At 70.9% G+C, this 5,976-nt stretch carries 5 protein-coding genes; 2 read left to right on the forward strand and 3 right to left on the reverse strand.

Going from position 1 to position 5,976, the window contains the following annotated elements; genetic code table 11:
* Window positions 1–44 precede the first annotated feature (44 nt).
* On the reverse strand, window positions 45–1,103 hold the full coding sequence (gene sepH / locus EBH09_RS27640) for a septation protein SepH (RefSeq protein ID WP_121749662.1): 1,059 nt from the start codon (window positions 1,101–1,103) through the stop codon (window positions 45–47).
* Between the two features lie 472 nt (window positions 1,104–1,575).
* On the opposite strand from sepH, the gene EBH09_RS27645 reads away from it, so the two are divergent.
* Window positions 1,576–2,424 (forward strand): hypothetical protein, encoded by an 849-nt coding sequence (locus EBH09_RS27645; protein WP_121749663.1) that lies wholly within the window; start codon window positions 1,576–1,578, stop codon window positions 2,422–2,424.
* Here the strand turns inward: EBH09_RS27645 and EBH09_RS27650 are convergent.
* Entirely contained in the window at window positions 2,348–3,667 is a 1,320-nt protein-coding gene (locus tag EBH09_RS27650; RefSeq protein WP_193776567.1) for a D-arabinono-1,4-lactone oxidase, read from the reverse strand. The two genes, EBH09_RS27645 and EBH09_RS27650, sit on opposite strands and share 77 nt — an antisense overlap.
* The gene (locus tag EBH09_RS27655; protein ID WP_121749665.1) at window positions 3,636–4,892 is read right to left on the reverse strand and encodes an MFS transporter; all 1,257 of its coding nucleotides are present in this window, start codon (window positions 4,890–4,892) and stop codon (window positions 3,636–3,638) included. Before EBH09_RS27655 ends, EBH09_RS27650 begins: the two co-directional genes overlap by 32 nt.
* Window positions 4,893–5,065: 173 nt before the next feature.
* Here EBH09_RS27655 and EBH09_RS27660 point away from each other — a divergent pair.
* Window positions 5,066–5,976: ferrochelatase (locus EBH09_RS27660; RefSeq protein ID WP_238697560.1), on the forward strand; the 911-nt coding region annotated here is incomplete at its 3' end.

The following is a 5,976-nucleotide window of genomic DNA, read 5'->3' on the forward strand; positions in this document are numbered from 1 at the left end:
CGCCCACGTGGGCGCGGGCCCCGGCCCCGATCGTCGAAGACCGCCTACTCCTGCTTCTTCCGCCGCGTCCCGAACACGATCTCGTCCCAGCTCGGCACCGCCGCCCGGCGGCCCGGACGGACGCCGTCGGCCTCGGCCTGGCGGTCGGTGGAACCGGTGAGACGGTCGCGGTGGCTCGCCACGGAGCGCGGCATGAGCACGTCCGCGTAGGCGGCACCGGCCGACGCCGCAGGTGCCGGAGGTTCCTCCACCTCGGGCTCCTCGACCGGCTCCTCCGCCGGTTCCGGAGCGCGCTCGGGCACCACCAGGTCGCCCCGGAAGCTCGGTACCGCCTCCAGCAGACTGGTGAGGGAGTCGCGTTCGGCCGAGGCGGTGGCCGCGGTCGCGGTCTCCTCGGCCGGCTCGGACGGCGCCGGAGGCAGGCTCGGCCGCTCCCGCTGCTCCCGGTCGAGAGTGCGGTCCAGTGGCCGGTCGCGCGGCAGCCGTGCGATGCGCGGGACGAACGGGAAGCTGGGCTCGGGCGCGGCGAGGTCGTCGGACTCACCGATCAGCGCGCGCGCCTCCGAGTCGACGGCCTGGACGAGCCGCCGGGGCGGGTCGTACGTCCAGCTCGCCGAGTGCGGCTCGCCCGCGACCAGGTAGACCAGGAGAACTTCCCAGGTGCCGTCGTCGCGGCGCCAGGAGTCCCACTGGACGGTGTCCTTGTCGGCGCCGCGCAGCACCAGCCGCTCCTGGACGGCCTCGCCGAGGGGCGGTCCGGAGTTCTCGCCGGGACGGCGGACGGGGGTCTTGCGGGCCCGCTCCGCCATGAAGGCGCGCTCGGCCAGCACGGGCCCCTCGAAGCGCCGTACGCGGTCGACGGGGATGCCGGCCATCTGCGCGACCTCTTCCGCGGTCGCGCCGGCACGTATACGCGCCTGGATGTCGCGTGGGCGGAGATGACTCTCCACCTCGATCTCGATCTGGCCGAGGCGGGGACGGTCGCCGCGTACGGCGGCCCGGAGCCGCTCGTCGATCGGAAGCGTGTACTCCGTGCTGTCCGCAGCCTTCAGCACCAGCCGTGTGCCGTCATTCGAGACGGCCACGACACGCAGTTCGGGCATGGGGACCTCCCGGGTGGTGCCTGCCGACGTCACGTGCGTCGCTGCTTCCGCTCTGTCGAGTGTGGCCTGCCCGGGTGCAGCCTGCCACAACCTTGCCGAGTTGCCCGGCGTGTCGGGCGCGGGCCCTGAATCGCCGTTATGGCACGGTTACCTATTCGCAACGCTGAGTGACTAAATCCGTCACCCTGTGCAACTGGCCCCCTCCCGGCGGTTCTTCGAGGCCCTGAACCCCCTTGTCGGGAGACCGGACCCAGGGCTCGCAACAGTACTCCATTCGGGCCACGTGCGTGGATTGGCGCGCCGCCCAACTTCCGTCAAGGGGTGGCGCTCGGCCGCCCCGGCGCGATTTCCGCGATCTTGGACGTGGCGTACTTCACGGAATCACCAGAAACGGAACTAATGGTTTCGCCCCCACGTCCCTTTCTCGTGCAGTTGATCGATCACGTACGGGAAAGACAGGCAAGGTCCGGGGATGCGTGAAAAGCCCGATGGAGCAGGCGAAGCGGATACGCGTGCGGAGGTGAAGTCCAAGCGAATCGACCTGAGCGTGCCCCAGGTCGCCGGCAGCGCCCTCGCGGCGGTGGTGGCCGCCAAACTCGCCTCCTCCTTCGGCGTGTACGGCACGATCCTCGGGGCGGGTCTGATCAGTGTTATTGCCACGTGCGGAGGCTCGGTCCTCCAGCACTTCTTCAAGCGCACCGGCGAGCGGATGAGGGTGAAGCGCGCCGTCGGCGCCGGGCGCACCGGCGGGCCGGCCGCGCAGGTTCCGGGCGAGTTCACCAGGGGCACCGTCTACCGCGCGCGGACCATGGGCTGGAAGCGTCCGCTGGTCGCGGCGGCCCTCGTCTTCGGCGTCACCATGGCCGGGATCACCACGTACGAACTCGCCTCCGGCGAGAGCCTGAGCGGCAGCCGCAGCACCACTGTCGGCAGCGCCTTCACCGGCCACGGCGAGTCCACGCCGAATCCGGGGGAGTCGGGCGATTCCGGTGGATCCGATGACTCGCAGGACAACCAGGATAAGCAGGGCTCCGGTGGGCCCGGTGGCTCGGACGACTCCGGTTCCGGCGGCGACACCCCGGCGGCCACCCCGTCCGGCACCCCGGGCGAGACCGGCGACGGCGCGTCGTCGGGCGGCACCTCCTCCGAGGACGGCGGTACGGCGCCCAGCCCGACGCCCACCCCGGGCGCCGACGGAACCGACGGTTCCGACGACGCCACGAGTCCGGCGCCCGACGCTTCGGCTACGGCCCCAGAACCCGGCGCAAGTAGTCGTTCCGGAACAGACGATCAGGGTCAAGACGGTCCCGCAGCGCCGTGAACTCGCCGAAGCGTGGATACACCCGCGAGAAGTACTCGGCGTCCCGAGTGTGGATCTTGCCCCAGTGCGGCCGCCCCTCGTGCGCCGTGAAGATCCGCTCGGCGGCGGTGAAGTACGCCTGGTAGGGCGTGCCCCGGAACATGTGGACGGCGATGTACGCGGTGTCGCGCCCCGATGCCGTGGACAGCGTGATGTCGTCGGCCGGAGCCGTACGCACCTCGACCGGGAAGCTGATCCGGAGCCGTGACCGGTCGACCATCGTCCTCAGTTCGCGCAGCGTCTCCACGACGGCCTCGCGCGGAACGGCGTACTCCATCTCCACGAAGCGCACCCTGCGCGGAGATGTGAAGACCTTGTAGGGGGTGTCCGTGTACGTCCGCGCGGACAGCGCCTTGCTGGAGATCCGGGCGATCGCGGGAACGGTGGGGGGCACCGCGCGTCCGACCCAGTTGGCCGCCTGGAAGACGCCGTTGGACAGGAACTCGTCCTCGAACCAGCCCCGGAGCCGCCCCACCGGCTGCTCGGGCCCGGCGCTGCGGTTGTTCCGCTTGGTGTTGGTGCTGCCGGTGTGCGGGAACCAGTAGAACTCGAAGTGCTCGTTCTCGGTCCACAGTTCGTCGAAGTCGGCGAGAACACGATCGAACGGCATCGGTTCCTCGCGGGCCGTGAGCAGGAAGATCGGCTCCACGGCGAAGGTGATCGCGGTGACGACGCCCAGTGCGCCCAGCCCGATCCGGGCGGCGGCGAACAGGGCGCGCTCCTCGTCGGTTCCCTGCTCGGAACAGGTCAGCACCGAGCCGTCCGCCGTCACCATTTCCAGGCCTTGGATCTGGGCGGCGATCGAGGCCGAGTCGCGGCCCGTGCCGTGGGTGCCGGTACTGGTGGCCCCGGAGACGGTCTGGTCCATGATGTCGCCCATGTTCGTCAGCGACAGCCCCTCGCGCGCGAGGGCCAGGTTGAGCCTCTTGAGCGGTGTGCCGGCCTCGACCGTGACCGTCATGGCGTCGCGGTCGATGCTGCGGATGCCGGTCAACAGCTGAGGGCGTATCAACACACCGTCCGTCGCGGCTATGGACGTGAAGGAGTGCCCGGTGCCGACGGCCTTGACCCGCAGCCCGTCCTCGGCCGCCCGGCGAACGGCCTCGGCCAGTTCGTCCACGGAGGCGGGAGTGACCTCCCGCGCGGGGCGCGCCAAGACGTTGCCGCCCCAGTTACGCCATGTGCCGTTCTTCCCGCTCGTCATCCCGCTCGCTGTGCGTGTGCTGCTCAACGGTCCCTCCCCGACGCGGTTCCGGCCGCTTGAGCCGGCGGTACCCGAGGAAACCGACCGCGACCGCGACGGCCCCGGCCACCGCCGGAACCCAGTACCCCGCGCGCGCCCCGGAGGCGTCGATCACCCAGCCGCCCGCGGCGGAGCCGAGCGCGACCCCGACCGCGAGACCGGTGCTCACCCAGGTCATGCCTTCGGTGAGCTGCGTGCGTGGTACGTGCTCTTCGATGAGGGACATCGTCGTGATCATCGTGGGAGCGATGGACAGACCCGCAACGAACAGCGCCGCGGCCAGAAACAGCAGGTTTCCGACCAGTAGGAGGGGGATCATACTCACGGCCATCGCACAGACGCCCAGCAGCCAGCGCCGTTCCGGCGGCCCGGCGAAGCGCATCAGCCCGAAGATCATGGCCGCCGTGCACGAACCCGCCGCGTACAGGGCGAGTACCAGGCTGGCGGCGGCCTTGTGCCCCTCCTCCTCGGCGAAGGCCACGGTGACCACGTCGATGGCCCCGAAGATCGTGCCCGTCGCCGCGAACGTGACGACCAGGACCTGGAGTCCCCGGGAGCGCAGCGGGGTGCCGCCGCCCTTGTGTTCGCGCGGATGCGGCTCCGGCTCGGTGGCGCGCTGCGAGGTCAGCCAGAAGACGCCGGTGGCCAGGAAGCAGGCGGCGAGCAGCGGCCCGGCCTCCGGGAACCAGGCCGTGGACAGGCCGATGGAGATGATCGGCCCGAAGATGAAGCAGACCTCGTCCACCACGGACTCGAAGGAGTACGCGGTGTGCAACCGGGGGGTGCCCCGGTACAGGGCCGCCCAGCGTGCCCGGACCATCGCGCCGAGACTCGGCACGCAGCCGATGCCGACGCAGGACACGAACAGCACCCAGTCCGGCCAGCCGTAGTGCGCGGCGGGCAGCAGCACGGCCGCCGCGGTGAGCGACACAAGGGTCGCCGGGCGCAGCACCCGTCGCTGGCCGTACCGGTCCACCAGACGGGAGACCTGCGGTCCGGCCACGGCGGCGGCGAGCGCGATGGTGGCGGACAGGGCCCCGGCCAGTCCGTACCGCCCGGTGAGCTGCGAGATCATGGTCACCACGCCGATGCCCATCATCGACAGCGGCATCCGGCCGAGGAAGCCCGCGGTCGAGAAGGCCTTGGTGCCGGGGGCGGCGAACAGGGCGCGGTAGGGGCTGGGCAACGAGGTCTCCGGAACGGCTCGGTAACAGCTCAGAAGCGGCTTAGTAAGGTGCGAACGCAGTCGATACAGCTTACTCGTCCGGCCGCCCGGAAACAGCCCCGCGCACTCGGCGAAACGCACGGTCGGCACCCCGCCGTTTTCCCGCTGTCAGTGCCGGGTGGCAGGATCGAGGCATGCCAGACGTGCTCGATGCCAGCCCCTACGATGCCCTGCTCCTGCTCTCGTTCGGCGGCCCGGAGGGTCCGGACGACGTGGTCCCGTTCCTGGAGAACGTGACACGCGGGCGCGGCATCCCCAAGGAACGCCTCAAGGAAGTCGGTCAGCACTACTTCCTCTTCGGCGGGGTCAGCCCCATCAACGACCAGAACCGCGCCCTGCTGGACGCCCTCCGCAAGGACTTCGCCGAGCACGGTCTGGACCTGCCGGTCTACTGGGGCAACCGCAACTGGGCGCCGTACCTGCCGGACACCCTGCGCGAGATGGTCCGCGACGGCCGCCGCCGCATCCTCGTCCTGGCCACCAGCGCCTACGCCTCGTACTCGGGCTGCCGCCAGTACCGCGAGAACCTCGCGGACGCGCTCGCCGCCCTGGAGGCCGAGGGCGCGGAGCTGCCGGAGATCGACAAGCTCCGGCACTACTTCAACCACCCGGGCTTCGTCGAGCCCATGGTCGACGGAGTCGTCCGGTCCCTCGCCGAGCTGCCCGAGGAGGTCCGGGACGGCGCGCACATCGCCTTCTCGACCCACTCGATCCCCACCTCCGCCGCGGACACCTCCGGCCCGGTCGAGGAGCACGGTGACGGCGGGGCGTACGTACGCCAGCACCTGGACGTGGCGCAGGTGATCGCCGACGCCGTCCGCGAGCGCACCGGCGTCGACCACCCCTGGCAGCTCGTCTACCAGTCCCGGTCCGGCGCCCCGCACATCCCGTGGCTGGAGCCCGACATCTGCGACCACCTGGAGGAGCGCCACGCGGCCGGCGTCCCCGCCGTGGTGATGGCCCCCATCGGCTTCGTCTCCGACCACATGGAGGTCTTGTACGACCTCGACACGGAGGCCACGGCCAAGGCGGAGGAGCTGGGACT

The organism is Streptomyces sp. E2N166 (assembly GCF_003671715.1).
Lineage (GTDB): Bacteria > Actinomycetota > Actinomycetes > Streptomycetales > Streptomycetaceae > Streptomyces > Streptomyces thinghirensis.

What these genes read in the sequence shown, in the direction of transcription:
- EBH09_RS27650 (WP_193776567.1), bottom strand. Translation starts at nt 3,667, where the DNA reads ATGACGAGCGGGAAGAACGGCACATGGCGTAACTGGGGCGGCAACGTC.
- EBH09_RS27645 (WP_121749663.1), top strand. Translation starts at nt 1,576, where the DNA reads ATGCGTGAAAAGCCCGATGGAGCAGGCGAAGCGGATACGCGTGCGGAG.
- sepH (WP_121749662.1), bottom strand. Translation starts at nt 1,103, where the DNA reads ATGCCCGAACTGCGTGTCGTGGCCGTCTCGAATGACGGCACACGGCTG.